General features: G+C 38.1%; 13 protein-coding genes and 2 tRNA genes. 7 read left to right on the top strand and 8 right to left on the bottom strand.

The features are described from left to right. Positions 1-421: 421 nt before the first annotated feature. On the top strand, positions 422-544 hold the full coding sequence (locus tag BQ5338_RS17140; RefSeq protein ID WP_262483089.1) for a hypothetical protein: 123 nt from the start codon (positions 422-424) through the stop codon (positions 542-544). Between the two features lie 298 nt (positions 545-842). Then, positions 843-3,176 carry a glycoside hydrolase family 20 protein gene (locus BQ5338_RS16425; RefSeq protein WP_071147821.1) on the top strand — a complete coding sequence of 778 codons (2,334 nt, stop codon included), beginning with the start codon at positions 843-845 and terminating at the stop codon, positions 3,174-3,176. Positions 3,177-3,317: 141 nt separating this feature from the next. On the opposite strand, the gene BQ5338_RS16420 is transcribed toward BQ5338_RS16425, so the two are convergent. From BQ5338_RS16420 to BQ5338_RS16400, 5 genes are all read right to left on the bottom strand, one after another. Further along, positions 3,318-4,805 (bottom strand): MBOAT family O-acyltransferase, encoded by a 1,488-nt coding sequence (locus tag BQ5338_RS16420; RefSeq protein WP_071147820.1) that lies wholly within the window; start codon positions 4,803-4,805, stop codon positions 3,318-3,320. Continuing rightward, complete coding sequence (locus BQ5338_RS16415; protein ID WP_071147819.1) at positions 4,792-5,703, bottom strand: SGNH/GDSL hydrolase family protein; 912 nt, start codon at positions 5,701-5,703, stop codon at positions 4,792-4,794. Before BQ5338_RS16415 ends, BQ5338_RS16420 begins: the two co-directional genes overlap by 14 nt. Beyond that, on the bottom strand, positions 5,690-7,060 hold the full coding sequence (locus BQ5338_RS16410) for an SGNH/GDSL hydrolase family protein (RefSeq protein ID WP_071147818.1): 1,371 nt from the start codon (positions 7,058-7,060) through the stop codon (positions 5,690-5,692). The genes BQ5338_RS16415 and BQ5338_RS16410 overlap by 14 nt, the downstream gene beginning before the upstream one ends. A 181-nt stretch (positions 7,061-7,241) precedes the next feature. After that, positions 7,242-7,886, bottom strand: coding sequence for a TetR/AcrR family transcriptional regulator (locus BQ5338_RS16405; RefSeq protein WP_071147956.1), 645 nt, complete (start codon positions 7,884-7,886; stop codon positions 7,242-7,244). Positions 7,887-8,164: 278 nt separating this feature from the next. Continuing rightward, positions 8,165-8,785 carry a DUF6563 family protein gene (locus tag BQ5338_RS16400; protein ID WP_071147817.1) on the bottom strand — a complete coding sequence of 207 codons (621 nt, stop codon included), beginning with the start codon at positions 8,783-8,785 and terminating at the stop codon, positions 8,165-8,167. A gap of 181 nt (positions 8,786-8,966) precedes the next feature. On the opposite strand from BQ5338_RS16400, the gene BQ5338_RS16395 reads away from it, so the two are divergent. Further along, positions 8,967-10,778: a MutS-related protein gene (locus BQ5338_RS16395; protein WP_071147816.1), complete on the top strand. Its 1,812-nt coding sequence runs from the start codon at positions 8,967-8,969 to the stop codon at positions 10,776-10,778. A 95-nt stretch (positions 10,779-10,873) separates the two neighbouring features. Here BQ5338_RS16395 and BQ5338_RS16390 read toward each other — a convergent pair. After that, positions 10,874-10,946, bottom strand: a tRNA-Phe gene (locus BQ5338_RS16390). Positions 10,947-11,076: 130 nt separating this feature from the next. Here BQ5338_RS16390 and BQ5338_RS16385 point away from each other — a divergent pair. Next, positions 11,077-11,149, top strand: a tRNA-Pro gene (locus BQ5338_RS16385). 88 nt (positions 11,150-11,237) lie between these two features. On the opposite strand, the gene BQ5338_RS16380 is transcribed toward BQ5338_RS16385, so the two are convergent. Then, entirely contained in the window at positions 11,238-11,714 is a 477-nt protein-coding gene (locus BQ5338_RS16380; RefSeq protein ID WP_071147955.1) for a Dps family protein, read from the bottom strand. Between the two features lie 134 nt (positions 11,715-11,848). Between BQ5338_RS16380 and BQ5338_RS16375 the strand changes: the two genes are divergently transcribed. Further along, positions 11,849-12,775: a hydrogen peroxide-inducible genes activator gene (locus BQ5338_RS16375; protein WP_071147815.1), complete on the top strand. Its 927-nt coding sequence runs from the start codon at positions 11,849-11,851 to the stop codon at positions 12,773-12,775. Positions 12,776-12,874: 99 nt separating this feature from the next. Here the strand turns inward: BQ5338_RS16375 and BQ5338_RS16370 are convergent, their stop codons facing one another. After that, a complete protein-coding gene (locus BQ5338_RS16370) occupies positions 12,875-13,612 on the bottom strand; it encodes a NigD1/NigD2 family lipoprotein (protein ID WP_078063526.1) in 738 nt (245 codons plus the stop codon). A 177-nt stretch (positions 13,613-13,789) separates the two neighbouring features. Between BQ5338_RS16370 and BQ5338_RS16365 the strand changes: the two genes are divergently transcribed. Both BQ5338_RS16365 and BQ5338_RS16360 read left to right on the top strand, forming a co-directional pair. Then, positions 13,790-14,338, top strand: a complete 549-nt coding sequence (locus BQ5338_RS16365; protein ID WP_071147813.1) for an RNA polymerase sigma factor — start codon at positions 13,790-13,792, stop codon at positions 14,336-14,338. Positions 14,339-14,355: 17 nt separating this feature from the next. Further along, positions 14,356-15,585, top strand: coding sequence for a porin family protein (locus BQ5338_RS16360; RefSeq protein WP_071147812.1), 1,230 nt, complete (start codon positions 14,356-14,358; stop codon positions 15,583-15,585). Positions 15,586-15,597: the final 12 nt, after the last annotated feature.

Below are 15,597 nucleotides of genomic sequence, written 5' to 3'. Positions count from 1 at the left end.
GTAATTGCTTCGTTTTAAAAGCGGGTGCAAAGATAAGAGCTTTAAATCCAACTACCAAATGTTTCTGGAAGTTTTTTTTAGTTTTATTTTTTGGATGCTTCTCGTGAGAAAAGAACCGCCAAATAAACTGGCCCCGTATTTGCGAATCGGAGGGCAAAGATAACAACTTTTAGTATCATCATCCAAATTATATAGGAAGATTTTTCTAAATGTCTTGAAACTCTTTTGATCTCGAACCGCTTCTATCAGAATGTCAATCAGAACGCCTTGTGTCTCTTACAAAGCGGGTGCAAAAGTAGAGATTACATCAACGCAATCCAAACTTATGTGACTCTTTTTTTGAAAGAAATATCTGAAGGAGACATAAACACCTGATTATGAATTGATCAGGGGGAAAAGTTTTTTTTCAGTGGAGATGCAGATGGATATGACGAACCGATTGCGTCATACAGGAAAGAGAGACTTGTGGACTTTGGCATTGCTAATGGAGGAAATGGGAAGAAGTTATCAAGAGAAAGGAGGAAGCAGGGGGATTATTCCATAAGATGTCTATTCTATACTATAGATAGATAGTAGGAAGTTGGTAAAATAAAGCAGGGAAGGACAAGTTCAGAAGATTCAGGTACTATAAAACTTTTGGTTTACATACTAGAAAACAAAGAGTATCAATGAATGAAAACGATTGGTTTTCTAGTGATAAAACAGTTGGTATATCACGAGGAAACTACAGTTTCATCACTAGGAAACGAAATCGTTATATATAAAGAAGGAAAAGAGCCGGCACTAAAGTCACAATTATAATACTTATATTTGCCTGAGTTAAATTCTTAATCAAAATCATTATGCGAACACTTAACCACATGCTCTGCTTTTTGTTTGCCACAATTTCAATTTCCTGCTGGGCAAAAACAAAAGAAGCAAATTATCAAGTTATACCTCTCCCCCAAGAGGTTGTCCTCACAAAAGGTTCTCCTTATATAATGGATAGCCGAACACGTATTTTATATCCCAAAGGAGACAAGATACTCCAGAGTAACGCCATCTTTTTATCTGATTATCTGAAAGAGATTACAGGAAAAACGCTAAGCATTGCCGTTACGAAGAATAACAAAGCTGATAGAAGAGCAATCCTACTAAAGATTGATCGAAACATAACAAATGCCGAAGGGTATGAAATTCAAGTAAATGAAAAGAATGTAATCATTAGCGGTAGAAGTACTAATGGGATTTTTTATGGAATCCAAACACTGAGAAAGTCAATCCCTCTTGACGCCAGAGACGCCAATATTATACTACCGGCAGTGCAGATAAAGGATTATCCTCGTTTTGCTTATCGTGGAATGATGCTTGATGTTGCTCGCCACTTCTTCCCTGTCGATTTTATAAAAAAACACATTGACCTATTGGCTCTACACAACATCAATTACTTCCACTGGCATCTTACCGAAGATCAAGGATGGAGAGTGGAAATCAAGAAATACCCCAAATTAACGGAAATTGGCTCCATAAGAAAGGAAACTGTTGTAGGCAGAAACACCGATAAGTACGACGGGCAGCCATACAATGGATTCTACACGCAGAAAGAGATTAAAGAGATTGTGGCCTACGCACAAAAACGCTTTATTACAATAGTTCCCGAGATCGACCTACCAGGACATATGCTTGCAGCATTGGCTTCATATCCAGAATTAGGATGCACTGGCGGACCTTACGAGGTTTCTCCACGTTGGGGAATATTCAACGATGTGCTTTGCATCGGAAATGAAAAGAGCATGCAGTTCCTTGAAGATGTGTTGGATGAGTTAATCGAATTATTCCCATCGAAGTACATACATATAGGTGGCGATGAGTCTCCACGTAGCAGATGGAAGGAGTGCCCCAAGTGTCAAGCTAAAATAAAAGAAGAAGGTTTGAAAGCAGACGAGCACCATACAGCCGAGGACCGCTTACAGAGTTATTGCATGCAGAGAATAGAGAAATATCTGAATGCCAAAGGACGAAAAATTATCGGATGGGATGAGATCTTGGAAGGTGATGTTGCCCCCAACGCTACAGTGATGTCATGGAGAGGTATGGAAGGAGGTATTAAAGCGGCTCAATTGAAGCACGATGTTATCATGACACCGAACTCTTATGTCTATTTTGACTATTACCAAACCGCAGATGTGGAAAATGAACCGCTGGCTATAGGTGGATTTCTGAATGCAGAACGGGTATATAGCATGGAACCAGTACCCGAAGAACTGAATGAAGAGGATCGCAAGTTCATCATCGGCGTCCAAGCCAATCTATGGAGCGAATATATTCCGACCTCGCAACAAGTGGAATATATGCTGCTACCTCGCATGGCTGCCTTAGCAGAAGTGCAATGGACAGAGGCGAATAAGAAAAACTACAAATATTTCACTTCTCGCCTACCTCATTTACTAGAGCTTTATCACAAAGAAGGATACAATTACGCCAAGCATATTTACGACCTAAAAGCTTCTTTTGCTCCACAATCAAAAGACAAAGCGGTGCAAATACTACTGAGCACAATTGATAATGCTCCTATTTATTATACGATTGATGGTAGCGAACCAAATCAATCGTCAACTAGATACGAGGACCCTATATCTATCACTCAAAGTTCTATTTTTAAAGCGCTTGCTATACGTGATACAAGCAAAAGCAGAATAATAAATGAAGATATTAACTTCAACAAGGCAACAATGTGTCCTATTTCGCTAAGTGTAGCACCATCGGAGAAGTATAGCTTTAATGGAGCCAGAACATTGGTAGACGGCCTAAAAGGAAATGACAGTTACGCTACCGGACGATGGTTGGGTTTCATCTCCGCGGATCCGGAAGCAACAATTGATCTGCTTGAACCGCAGCAGATAAGCCATCTGTCAACACAAGCGGTTGTCGACATGAGTGCATGGATCATGGGGATCACCAGCATTACCATCTCTGTGTCGGATGACAACACAAATTTTCTAGAAGTAGCTACCCGAACATTTCCAAAGGATACAGATATTACGAAGAAAGACATAGGCCATTATAATGTATCATTCACTCCTGTAAAAACGAGATACGTAAGAGTTTTGATTAAAGGTAGTCCATCACTTCCAGCAAAACATGCAGGAGAAGGGAAAAAACCTTATTTATTTATAGATGAGATTTCCATTGAATAACCCCCAATATTACCGGACACCAATAATCAATGGTTGGTTTTGGATAGTAAAATGCAACTATTTAGGACCATCGCCTACAGGCCTTCTGACCTTCTTACATCCGGATTTTAATTCTTATATCATCACCTTATATTATTAAGCTCAGAATTGGAAGTAGATGAAAGGTTGAATTTCGCTACTTTTCATCTGGATAACAACATAGATTAATAACACTAGCAATAATGCCTGGCCTAATAATGGCAAACGAATGACTCCGCTACAACAAGCTCGTTCCCATTTATCCGGTGCAAAATGAAGTAGAAAACCTAATAGCATTAGCGCAAAAACACCCCAATATCCTACCATCAGTTGAGTAAATAACTGTGGGTGGAAAGCGGTGAATATCTGTTCGAGCATTGCCATTGAATTATCAAAACTGGAATTACGAAAGAAAATCCAGCTAAAGCAGACGAAATGAAACGTAATAATCACGCCCAACATACGGCGAGAACCATGTACATCACCCTCCTTTTTCTTTCCGATGATAGCCATCCATCCTTTATGCAAAGCTAAAGCAACTCCATGAAATGATCCCCAAGCCACAAAATTCCAAGAAGCGCCATGCCACAAACCACCGAGAAACATCGTAATAATCAAGTTAAGGTATTGACGAAACTTACCTTTGCGATTGCCTCCCAAAGAAATATAAAGATAATCTCGTAGCCAAGTGGACAACGAGATGTGCCATCGTCTCCAAAATTCAGTAATAGAAGCCGATTTATACGGAGAATTAAAGTTAATATTAAAATGAAATCCCAACAATAAAGCAATACCGATAGCCATATCGCTATAGCCTGAAAAGTCACAATATATCTGAAGGGCGTAGCCATAAACGCCCATCAAGTTTTCTAGACCGGAATAAAGCGTAGGGTTATCAAAAATGCGTTCTACAAAGTTTATACTGATATAATCAGAAATGATTGCTTTCTTAAACAGTCCGCAAACAATAAAGAAAACTCCACGGCCAAACATTTCTTGTGTAACAAAAAGTGGCTGACGTATCTGCGGAATAAAATCGCGCGCACGAACGATAGGTCCGGCAACCAGTTGAGGAAAGAAAGAAACGTAAAATGCGTAGTCGAGTAATCGATTCAGTGGAGAAATCTCTTTGCGATAAACATCAAGTGTATAACTCAGAGACTGGAAAGTAAAAAAAGAGATCCCGACCGGAAGAAAAATGTCGAGAGTATTAAAGTTATGCCCGGTAAGAGAAGCCCAGATATCACCAAAAAAGTTAGTATACTTGAAATAACACAGCAAACCCAAATTAATAAATAGGCTAAGAAACACCAACGCTTTTCGAGCCGCAATATGAACCGTACGATCCATCTTCTTAGCGATGAAAAAATCACTCGCAGTAACTACTGCCAACAGAAAGAAGTAAGTCCCGCTACTCTTATAATAAAAATAATAAGAAAACGCAGTGACGAAAAGAATACGAGCCGTATCCTTTCGTCTAAGCAATGTATAAACAAAAATGAAGCCGGCAAAAATCCAGAGAAATATTCCGCTATTGAAAATCATCGGAGTTTGCGGATCATAAGTAAACACTCTATATAGACGAGTTAGATCAATATCAATGGGAAACATAATTGTTATAGGCTTTAATAATAGCTTCGTATAATAATTCTCCTTGCAGCATATAGCCCTCAGCAAGATAATGCACATGATCAGGACGCATCAATCGGGCAGCAGTCCAGTTCTTACATGCTCGGGTACGACCACCTACCGTCCTATACATATCCCACACAGCCAAGTCATGATCTTTGGCATACCGACAGATTGTTTCTGCAGCAATGGCTGTACGCGGATTGACGGCATATGTCTTTTTCCTTCTGCGCGTTCGAAAACTTTCGTAAGATCCTGGAGGGGTAGTCATTAGCATCGGAACATCAGGCAAGCTATCTCGTAAAAGTTTTACCAATTCGTCCATCTGATGATAATGCACATTTGCATTATATCCCCTACTGTGACTCTCGTTGGTCCCAAAAGAAAAAATCAACAAATCAGGTTTCAATGATGATATATCAGCAATGCGTGCAGGGTGTGTAAACGTAAGACAGGTAGCCCCGTTCACGCCCATATCAGTATATACTACAGCACCGAAAGCTTCAGAAAGATTTGCACCCACTTGTCTAGGAAAGATGTGACCTCGCACATGGCTGTCACCTATATGTACAATCCGAATGGTATCATCAGTAGCCTCAGCCCGAATCAAACGAAGGTGTTCCAACATCGGCAACAGTACTCCTGCACTATCTATAATCTCACTCTTTTGTGTGTGAATAAAAGCACTCGGAAATGTAACGCCAATTGCTATAGTATCAGCGTTTAACTTCAATGTTCGAGTCGGTTTTATTGTCCGAATGGCCTTATCTCTATATGGTTTCTTCGGCAAATGATCTTGTCCCGAAAGTTCTGTTCCATTAATCCATAAAAGCCCTATAAACAAGAGGATGAACCACCTCAACTCCCTACTTTTCCTCATACTCCTTCCTCCTCTCGTATTGTGCCTTTCCGTATATAAGAGTTTCATAGAGCAAATTAGCCAAATACTTACCACCTCTGAAATTAATATGAGTATAGTCATAATTGGCCAATGAAGGTTTAGAATGAACAAGCCTTGCCATACTTTCGTCACCACCCATGGCCTGAAACATATTCCAGAAAGCAATGCCACTCTCGGCAGCAATGCTTTGCTGATAGCGAATCAGGTTTTTAACACCTGGCATAGTGCGAAGGTCACCGGTTTCAGTTTTATAATCGCGATCACCTACACCCAGTAATAAAATACCTGCCTGAGGAAAACATTCTTTAATGTGTTCTACCGATTTGAACATCATCTTGCGATAATGATCATAATTGCGCCCACGCTCCGTAGCAACATTTAATCCATATTGCAATATAATAAGGTCATACGGACGTTTCTCATTAAATTCTTTCATTGTTTTTTCCGGAATAGAAGCTAACGACATGCCTGAATTACCACGCAAAGAAAAGTTATCCACTGCAACACCGTGTGTACCATCTAGAGCCATACCATAAAATAAGGTAGAATCAGCTCTGGCTATTCGCCATTTCACTGATCCAATACGTCCTTTAGCTTGAATTTGTTGCAAAGTTCCTCCGGAAGGCGTTGTAATTATCTCCTGCGGAGTGCCTCTATTGACGCTTACAGAGAGTCTGACGTCACCCTTATTACTAAAAAACAGAGAAGCCCGCGTACAAGTATCAAGCAATGATGCATAGTTTTTTTGCCCACGCAATTCAACGTATGCCCCAGAGTCTGCAACAAAATAATGGCCTGCAACGCCTTGCTTTTTCCGATCAAAATACACCGTATCAGTTATCGAATGGCTATGCCATCCTCCAAATGAATGGCGTACAGTGGGCCTATATCCGCTAGTCATAGAAGTAATCGGGACATAGCCCACACCGCAACCTCCAAACTTTTTCTGAAGCATCTCGCGTAAATCAGCAGTTAGAATATCCGCTTCAATAAAAGAGTCACCAAAAACAGCGATTCGTACTAAGCGATTCACGCTACCTATCTCATCAAGAGCTTTATAGAAGACAGACATACCATGTCCGGTAGAATCACTATAATCTTCAATGCAGGTAAGCCCCGCCTTACATGTATCAATAAATGAAGGCTTTACAATCAAAGGTAGCGGCAGACTATCTTGTTCACTTTCTTCAGGTTCAAGGAGACGAATATCACTAAACAGATCGACTTTGCGAAATTGATGCCCTCCAATAGCTATAGAAGGAAGTAAATGCAAGAGCATAAAGACCGATATTACGATCAAAGTAAGCCATAATGTATGTTTCAAGTAATTTTGCATAAAGCACTTTTTATTAGAGAGCCGCAAAGATAGACAAAAGAGAGAAAACTAAAAGGAGAATCTCTATGTAATTAAAGATTCTCCTTCATCATTATTTAGATTTAGCTTAAATATCAATTTCTCAAAATAGCTAACAATAAAAAAAACAGAAAATAAGCCTCTTCCGCTTCTAGCAATTAATTCAAAGTTTGTTTTGCGATCTATATTCTATCAGAAACTCTTCCAAAATAGCTGCCCCTTTTGCAGTAGAAACACCTCTAAGAAAAGTGAAGGTAATAGATTCATAAACCTCCATAAATGAGTATTGCGTAAAGATTTCACGACCCATAAGCGAGTCGAATTGTTCATGGACAAGTATGTGAACAATGCTGAAGTTTACGTCATCGCGAAAGATACCCTGTTCAACTCCTTTTTTAAAGAACTCTACTGCATCATCATGATCTCTTTTGTGATTACTTCTTACGAGTTCATACACTTTAGGATATTTTTTTATCTCTTGGAGAAAACGAATATTTGTCCCGCGATAGTCTTCAATTGATTTTTTATAACCTTTCAAAATAACCTCAAGAACATTAGAGGATGTTTCTAAAACCTCTCTCATAAAGACTACCATCTGATCATGATGATCGGAAAGGCATTCTATTAGTAGCGTCTCTTTATCCTCAAAAATCTCATACAAGGTGCGCTTAGAAATACCAAGCATCATTGCAACATCATCCATTGTCACGCTCTTTACTCCACGAGTAGCAAAAGCCTCCATCGAAGTTCTAACAATTCGCGTTCTCAAATCAGCCCTTGACGAATTTTCTCTCCCTGAATTAATCATCATCTCTATTACCTTTTTATTAGTCAGCATTACGGTCAATTAATGCCGCAAATATAAAAAGAAAACGTTGTTTGTTGCTATAGTTTTCTTAAGAAGATAAAATATTTGGCTGATATTAGAAACAATACGTGCTATATTAATTATAATTAACCGTTTTTAGCAAGAAAAATCTATTAAAATAAAAATTGCCAATCTACGTTTTGGCAGCATGAGACAGACCCTTGAATATAGATAAAGAAAAAAGGCAGAACGTTAATTTAGACTTCGCTTAAGATATGTCAGTTTTTCTGGAGCAACCGAAGGTACTTACCTACGACTTTAGCAGCTTCACTGTTTTCGGATAGATACTCTGCAAGTAAATCCGGATGACTTTTCAACAAAAAGGACATCTTCTCTTTACTTACAAAATCAACCTTAAGAGTAAGCGAATCTATCTCATAAAAAACACGATCAGATACCATAGAAGAAGAAGCGATAGCCTGTCCAATAGCACCCATTGCATAATTTTTAGCAGGAATAACACTCTTTGCGGCAGAACCTATCGGAGCCGCACAGAAATAGAGATTAGACCCGACCCACATTGCAGCTACATAACAAGTACCAAAACGGAACTTTTTAAATCTTAGCTTTCTGCAATTGAGATACAATGTTCCATCAGAGCATATGCCATAACAACGCTTTCTAATACGCTTATTCAAAGCATCATTGGTTGAAGTTATTTTGTAATCCCCCCCAGCAGTCATCATCATTTGATTGTTTGTCCTCTTTTCAATCTTTAAAAGGCCTAGCGTGTCAGCCTTGTGTGCAAACAAATCTTTCAGACTAGCATAAGCCTGATTTTGGGCAGCAGCACCCAGCGCTATAACTCCCAACAATATGAAGATCCATAACTTTTTCATAAAACCAGCCTCTTAATAAAGAAAACAAAATATATTAATGCTGGAAAGTTACTTATTTTTAAGGAACTAGAGCAAGCTTTCATCTAAAAAGTTTAGATGAAAGAGGTAAAAAAGTATATCTTTGTTTTATTAAAACATAAAAGAGTTATACAACATTCATCATAATAAAAGAAAAAAATCAATGGAAGAGCTAAATAGAATAGAACAGTATTATCTTCAAAATATAAGTATTACCAATGAAAAACTCGATAAGAACAAAAGAAATATCTATTTAATAAGCATTATAAGGCTCTTCTTATTTATCTTAGGGGTAATAGGGATAATCTACTGTTGGAGTAGTGGATGGGAAGTTATAGCAATAGCTGCGATCATAACCTTTGTTCCTTTCTTTATCTTGGTAAAAAAGCACAATACATTGTTTTATAGAAAAGAGTACCTGGAAAAATTAAGCAGAATAAATAAGCAAGAATTAGAAGCCATAAATGGAGATACTTCGTCATTCGAAGATGGTCACGAATTTATAGATGACACCCATTTATACTCTTATGACCTTGATCTCTTTGGCAAACTGTCACTTTTTCAGTGTATTAATCGCACATCGACTCAACTAGGAAAGAATACTTTAGCTAGTTGGTTCATGAATCATTTAGACAAGAAAAAAAATATTGAGACCCGGCAAGAAGCCGTAAAAGAACTAGCACCTAAGATAAAACTAAGGCAAGAGTTCCGAATACTAGGCCTACTTTATGCAGGCACACCCACAGATGAAGGAGAAATAGTAAAATGGGCTCAATCGCCAAGTTATTTTAGAAGCAAAACGATCTTCCAAATGCTCCCTGCTATTGTTTTTGTAACGAATGTTGTGCTGGTTTGCCTCACTATCGCCAATATTATACCAAGTAGCATTTCTGGAATGATCTTTGTTAGTTTTATACTCTCTAGTTTTATCTTCTCTAAAAAAATCACTAAACTACAAGTTATCTATGGAAAAAGGTTGCAAATATTGGGAACCTATGCAAAGCTTATTCGCACCATCGAACAAGCAGAATTACAAAGCAGTTCATTTAAAGAAATAAAGAAACTGATTCACAGTGAACAACGAAACTCTTCCGAAGCTATAAGAGATCTCAGTAAATTAATGAATCAACTCGATCGGCGAAACAATATAATAATCGCAATGGTACTCAATGGACTATTTTTCTGGGAACTGCGACAAATCATGAAGATTGAGAACTGGAAAGAAAGTTATGCTGAAGAGATGCCTAAATGGCTAGAAGCAATTGGGAAAATGGATGCACTCTGCTCACTAGCAACATTCGCATACAACCACCCTGATTACACATATCCCCAAATTAATTCTTCCCCATCATGTATAAAAGGAGAGAAACTTGGCCATCCACTAATGAACCGAGATAAATGCGTAAAGAACGACCTAACGATAGAAAAACAACCTTTCTTTATCATAGTAACAGGAGCCAATATGGCCGGGAAAAGTACATATCTCCGCACAGTAGGAATTAATTATCTGCTAGCCTGTATTGGAAGCCCCGTATGTGCTAGCCAAATGGAAATACACCCTGCCAAGTTAATTACCTGCCTTCATACTAGTGACTCACTGACAGGCAATGAGTCTTATTTCTTTGCAGAATTGAAAAGACTTAAATTAATCATTGATAAATTAAATGCCAATGAAGACTTATTCATCATCCTCGATGAAATATTGAAAGGAACAAACTCTGTTGATAAACAAAAAGGATCGCTAGCTCTTATCAAACAGTTCATGTCTCTACAAACCAATGGCATTATTGCCACACATGATTTAGCCTTGAGCTCGTTACAAAATAGCTTCCCTAATAATATTCGAAACTATTGCTTCGAAGCTGACATCAACAACGATGAATTAATATTTTCGTATAAAATGAAAGAAGGAGTAGCAGAAAATATGAATGCTTGCTTTCTGATGAAAAAAATGGGAATAGCTGTTGTTGAGTAGCCTTTCCACAATTAAATTCTAAATAATTCATGAGAAAAACATACATTTAATACACAAAAAAAGCAGCTACTGTTATGTAACTGCTTTTTAAAAGGTGGTGCCACCAGGAATCGAACCGGGGACACAAGGATTTTCAGTCCTTTGCTCTACCAACTGAGCTATGGCACCTTGCTTGATTGCGGGTGCAAAGATAAATGTTTTTTTTAATACCACAATAGCATGGAGAATATTTTGCAATATTTTCTAGTAAACATTTGGCCTTTTAATTTTTTGCCCTACCTTTGCATCCGCAAACCAGCGGAATGTAGCGCAGTTGGTAGCGTACTACGTTCGGGACGTAGGGGTCGGGCGTTCGAATCGCCTCATTCCGACTATTTGTCAGATAAGCCACTGAAAAACAGTGGCTTATCCTATTTTAAGAGCAACACTAATAATAAATTAAAGTGTACCTAACTTTCTCTACTTAGCGCTGTATGCAGTAAGCATCCACACCATCTTTTCTTGTCCTTTCAAATAATCACTCATCAGAGCTGCCGTCACTTCATCTTTTACTTCAGATGCTAAAGAAAGTAGTTTGCGCTCTTCTGAAATGAAGTAGCTGTATGAATCAAGGATATTTTTCAGTGCCTCTTCTCCATGATTTACTCCATCTATTTCCACCACCCTACTAACTTTAAGGTAATCACTGAATTTACTCACCGGAATACCACCCAGCATTAGTATACGTTCTGCTAGTTCATCTACTTTTTCAGCAGCGTCATTATACAACTCTTCAAATTTACTATGCAAAACAAAAAAATCGTGTCCCTTAATATTCCAGTGAAATCCACGCAGATTAGTATAATAGACTTGGAAGCCTGCCAACAACTGCTGCAATGAGGTTACCACATTATCAACTCCCTCTTCATTCAATTTGATATAATCTAAAGTTTTCATAATCATTCATTTTAATGTTTATACTATTTCTTTTCTTTGCTACAAAGATAGGCTAAAAAGCAATGGATGTCCAACTGATAATTTCTATCTTTGCATAGACGCATTCGATGAACCCTATAAACTCTAAATAACCAATGACCATTCAACAGCTAGAGTATATTTTATCAGTAGATCAGTTCCGCCATTTTGGTAAAGCAGCCGATCATTGCAACATAACACAGCCAACACTGAGCGCTATGATTCAAAAACTAGAAGATGAGCTAGGAGTTAAACTTTTCGATCGTAACGTACAGCCTATATGCCCCACAACTGTAGGAGAAAAGGTGCTGAAACAAGCCCGTATCATACTGGCGCAAGCATCCCACGTAAAAGAGATTATCAATGAGGAGCAACAATTACTTTCGGGAACATTCCGACTAGGAGTGCTGCCAACTATAGCCCCTTACCTCCTACCACGCTTCTTTCCGCAAATAATGGAGCAATATCCCGAAATGGATATACGAGTTACTGAAATGAAAACAAACGACATCAGAAAAAGCTTACTTAGTGAAGAAATTGACGCTGCTATTATAGCCAACTTACCCGAAGAAAACATCTTCTGTGGAGAAACATTGTTTTATGAAGAATTTTACGGGTATGTTTCTCGAAAAGAAGCATTATTTAAACACGACCTAATACGTACATCCGATATAACAGGAGAACGATTATGGTTACTGGACGAGGGACATTGCTTCCGCGATCAATTAATACGTTTTTGCCAGATGGAAACGGTAAAAGTCAGTCAAATGGCTTATAGATTAGGCAGCATGGAAACCTTTATGCGTATGGTAGAAAGTGGCAAGGGAATCACATTTATTCCGGGATTGGCAGTACAACAACTTAGTAGTGAGCAAAAAGAGCTAGTCCGTCCATTCGCAGTTCCACGTCCCACCAGACAAATCGTCCTCGTTACAAATAAGAATTTCATCAGACACGCCCTATTAAAGGTCTTAAAAAAAGAGATACAATCCGCTGTGCCCAAAGAAATGCTTAGTTTACAAGCTGTTCAACACCTTGTATAAGAGAATCCATTTAGAACAATTCAAAAAGGGTAAACAGCTAAGATATTATCCTAGCGCTATTCACCCTTTCTGCATACAAATATGGTTTTCAATACTGAATCAATAAATCCATTTTACAAGTGCATTATAAGTCCCTGACCTCTGTACATTCAAACTTTTAAGGACTGTAGGAAAATCCACTTTATAATATTTCACTCCATCATTAATAGTATTCACACGTATTTTCAATCCCTTTTCTGCATTCAGAACAAGGCTCTCTATTTTAAAAGAAACGATACCATTTCCTAACCCATCTGGGTTGTCATTATAAGCATTATGACGAAATTCAAGATTAATATACCCTTCTTCTGCACTATCGTCAATCATTTCATTCTGCACTAAATTAACCATGTGAAGCTTTTGAGGAGAACTCGTTCCCAATATCTGAAATTCGAGATTCAAGTATCCACCAGCTATCCAGATTTCAGTAACATTAATGCGATCATCACCAATACTATCGGCTGTAGCTGCTGTCAAAGGGATTACTCCCTTTGTCAGAATATTCTCAACGTGCTCTATCTTGGCATTATAATCATAACCCGACACTTTATCCTCTAATAGATTAAAGTAGACAAACGCTCGCTGTCCATCTTTTAGCTTATAGTTATGAATGTTAGTAGTATCTCCGGGGAGCATTTTTTCTCCACCATCAATAGCAAAATAAAAATTTCGACCCTCTATCACTTTTACAGTAGAGATAGCCAATGAATATCCATCTTTATCATCATCAAGACAAGACTGGAGAAACGGCAACATTGCCAAACCTAAAATAAAAATAGCAAATTTAAGTCTTTTCATAAATCATGCAGTTGTTTAATATTATACATTTATCTTTCTGTGTATCTAAAAAATGCATGAATGAAGTGAATATTGCATTAACCTTTGTTAAATAGATAACAAAAAAAAACGTTGCCATCTAATATGCAGTATTTTTGGCTTTGTTACATTTATATAAGTAAACACGTGTCTGAAAGAATGGAAGAATTTGAGCTGGTAGAACATTGCAGGCGAGGAGAAAACTCTGCCCGCAAAGAACTTTATGAGCGCTATGCAGGGCGATTGCTTGGTATCTGCCTGCGATACGTAGGCGATAGAGATACAGCGCAAGATGTGATGCACGATGGATTTATAAAAATTCTCAGCTCTTTCGACAAATTTTCTTGGCGAGGTGAGGGATCTTTGAAAGCCTGGATAGATAAAGTAATGGCAAATACGGCTTTACAGTTTCTGCGAAAAAACGATGTAATGAGTCTGGCTATAAATATTGATGACGTTCCGGAAGTTAGTGAGCAACCAGAAGCCTCAGACATCGAAACTATACCAAAGAAAATATTAATGGAGTTTATAGCTGAACTTTCACCAGGCTATCGTACAGTATTCAATCTCTATATGTTTGAAGAAAAATCGCACAAAGAGATTGCGTTATTAATGGGCATTAACGAAAAGTCATCAGCCTCTCAACTATTTCGTGCAAAACAAGTACTAGCAAAGAGGATTAAAGAGTATATAAATAAGAATAGTTAGCGAAACCAGTATAATATATGGTGAAACAAGATAATGAATTATGGACAAAGAAGCTGCGGGAGTCTCTTAAGGATTATTCCGAACCTTATCCTCCCGATGGCTGGCAACGATTGGAGAAAGAATTACTCCAAACCGTCAGTGAACGACGTATATCTTCCTATAATTGGTGGATAGCCGCTGCAGTAACTTTATTTATTGCAACGTCGGTAAGCATATATTTCCTCAACGCCCCTATTGCAGAAGAAATGCAACAAAGATCACTAACTCTGGCCGAAAGCCCCGACGTACTTCCTCTAGTCTCAGAGCCAAGCATTCCTGTCACAAAAATGACGCCAATGCATAATATAGCACAACTCATAAAGGCTCAGCCAAAGAAAGCTCCAACAAGAGGTTACGAAGAGCATGAAGAGCAAATTCTTTCCATCGAAAAAGGATTGAAACAAAATGCAATGGCAGATGATCAAAGTGCGCAGCAAGAAACAAAGAAGTTAACGCAAAAAGATGGAAATATTACTTCTACTAAGAAACCAGATAAAAACATTAGAAAGCCTTCGGGAAGAGATAAATTTCAAATACCAGTTAATACTTCCTCAGTTAAAAACAGGAAATGGACTATAGGAGTTTCTGTAACGAATATTTCTGGTATATCAAACACCAACGATGATGTGTCAGCTGGGGATAGACTTAACCTATCGATGATGAATGATGGGATGATGGAGGTACCTAATAATCAAACAATAGTATTCAAGGAAGGGGTACCTTATCTGGAATATGATATAGCCAACATAGAACACCACCAGCCAATTACTTTTGGGCTATCAATACGTAAACAATTACTCAGTCATTTTTCGGTGGAAACGGGTATTACGTATACCCTACTTTCTTCTGATGTAAGATTAGCAGAACATACCAGAAGGACTGAACAAAAGTTGCACTACATTGGTATCCCATTGCGAGCCAATTGGGATTTTATGAGTAAGGATAAATTTACCTTATACCTTACTGGTGGAGGATTAGTAGAAAAGTCTGTTTATGGAAAAATTGGATCACAAAAACTAACAGTGAAGTCATTACAATGGTCGTTATCAGGCGGCATAGGAGCACAGCTTAATGTAAGCAAACATATAGGTATTTATGCAGAACCTGGAATAGCTTACTTCTTTAACGATGGTTCCGACGTAGAAACTATTCGAAAAGAAACTCCATGCAATCTGAATATACAAGCTGGAGTTAGGTTTACTTATTAGTGAAGAAGAATT

Source organism: Bacteroides ihuae (assembly GCF_900104585.1).
GTDB classification, from domain to species: Bacteria; Bacteroidota; Bacteroidia; order Bacteroidales; family Bacteroidaceae; genus Bacteroides; species Bacteroides ihuae.
The sequence above is the reverse complement of the archived record's forward strand: the minus strand, read 5'-3'. Positions and strand labels throughout refer to the sequence as shown.

Bases quoted from the DNA above. Each gene is read 5' to 3' on its own strand.
- BQ5338_RS17140 (WP_262483089.1), top strand. From the start codon at position 422: ATGGATATGACGAACCGATTGCGTCATACAGGAAAGAGAGACTTGTGG.
- BQ5338_RS16425 (WP_071147821.1), top strand. From the start codon at position 843: ATGCGAACACTTAACCACATGCTCTGCTTTTTGTTTGCCACAATTTCA.
- BQ5338_RS16420 (WP_071147820.1), bottom strand. From the start codon at position 4,805: ATGTTTCCCATTGATATTGATCTAACTCGTCTATATAGAGTGTTTACT.
- BQ5338_RS16415 (WP_071147819.1), bottom strand. From the start codon at position 5,703: ATGAGGAAAAGTAGGGAGTTGAGGTGGTTCATCCTCTTGTTTATAGGG.
- BQ5338_RS16410 (WP_071147818.1), bottom strand. From the start codon at position 7,060: ATGCAAAATTACTTGAAACATACATTATGGCTTACTTTGATCGTAATA.
- BQ5338_RS16405 (WP_071147956.1), bottom strand. From the start codon at position 7,886: ATGATTAATTCAGGGAGAGAAAATTCGTCAAGGGCTGATTTGAGAACG.
- BQ5338_RS16400 (WP_071147817.1), bottom strand. From the start codon at position 8,785: ATGAAAAAGTTATGGATCTTCATATTGTTGGGAGTTATAGCGCTGGGT.
- BQ5338_RS16395 (WP_071147816.1), top strand. From the start codon at position 8,967: ATGGAAGAGCTAAATAGAATAGAACAGTATTATCTTCAAAATATAAGT.
- BQ5338_RS16380 (WP_071147955.1), bottom strand. From the start codon at position 11,714: ATGAAAACTTTAGATTATATCAAATTGAATGAAGAGGGAGTTGATAAT.
- BQ5338_RS16375 (WP_071147815.1), top strand. From the start codon at position 11,849: ATGACCATTCAACAGCTAGAGTATATTTTATCAGTAGATCAGTTCCGC.
- BQ5338_RS16370 (WP_078063526.1), bottom strand. From the start codon at position 13,612: ATGAAAAGACTTAAATTTGCTATTTTTATTTTAGGTTTGGCAATGTTG.
- BQ5338_RS16365 (WP_071147813.1), top strand. From the start codon at position 13,790: ATGGAAGAATTTGAGCTGGTAGAACATTGCAGGCGAGGAGAAAACTCT.
- BQ5338_RS16360 (WP_071147812.1), top strand. From the start codon at position 14,356: ATGGTGAAACAAGATAATGAATTATGGACAAAGAAGCTGCGGGAGTCT.